General features: G+C 56.2%; 1 pseudogene. It reads right to left on the reverse strand.

The features are described from left to right. Positions 1-323: 323 nt before the first annotated feature. Positions 324-1,058: pseudogene (gene rpoB, locus ACP7BV_RS27195) on the reverse strand (DNA-directed RNA polymerase subunit beta); the annotation flags it as partial.

The raw sequence follows: 1,058 nt of genomic DNA on the forward strand, positions 1-1,058 counted from the left end.
ACTCTCGGCGCACATCGCAGCTTGGCTCTCCGGGTAGATGCGAATGGCGCTCATGATTGACCGCCTGCACCAGTCACCAAGAACGGATTTTTTCAGGCGACGCCAGACCGATCTTGATCGCGTCAAACGTCTCGTTTTGCTGCACTTGCTTGAATAGATCGAGCAGAGCTTTCATGTATCACTCCAGGTGATTAAATTCTAATACGTCTAACTAACAACGCGCCGGCAACTGCTCCGTCATCTTCGCGTTGGCGGTGGACCCATATTGCCGCGCGACGCGGCGGACATGGGTCCCCGCGTTCGCGAGGACGACGTGGTGGAAATTAGTTCCGCTCGAGGTCGATATCGATACCCAGCGAACGAATTTCCTTGACCAGCACGTTGAACGATTCCGGCATACCCGCGTCGATCACATGGTCGCCTTTGACCAGGTTTTCGTACACTTTGGTACGGCCGTTCACGTCATCCGACTTGACAGTCAGCATCTCTTGCAGCACGTACGATGCGCCGTATGCTTCCAGTGCCCAGACTTCCATCTCACCGAAGCGCTGGCCGCCGAACTGGGCTTTACCGCCCAGTGGCTGCTGCGTTACCAGCGAGTAAGGACCGGTCGAACGTGCGTGCATCTTGTCATCAACCAAGTGGTGCAGCTTGAGCACGTGCATGTAGCCAACAGTAACCTTGCGCTCAAACGCTTCGCCGGTACGGCCGTCATACATCGTGACCTGGTTCTTCGATGGCGTCATGCCCAGTTTCTTGGCGATCGGATCAGGATACGCCAAGTCCAGCATGCGCCGAATTTCCGACTCGTGCGCGCCGTCGAACACTGGCGTGGCAAACGGAACACCTTTTTTCAGGTTGTCTGCCAGCGTCATGATTTCGTCATCGCTAAACGCGTCCAGGTCTTCCGACTTGCCCGTTTCGTTGTAGATCTGGTTGAGGAACTTGCGCACCTCAATGACCTTCGCTTGCGCAGCCAGCATTTCGCCGATGCGCAGGCCCAAGCCTTTGGCAGCCCAGGCGAAGACGCTCACCAAGCAGGACCTGAACAAGATGAC

The sequence above is a fragment of the Massilia sp. TSP1-1-2 genome (assembly GCF_049896185.1).
Classification (GTDB): Bacteria; Pseudomonadota; Gammaproteobacteria; order Burkholderiales; family Burkholderiaceae_D; genus Telluria_A.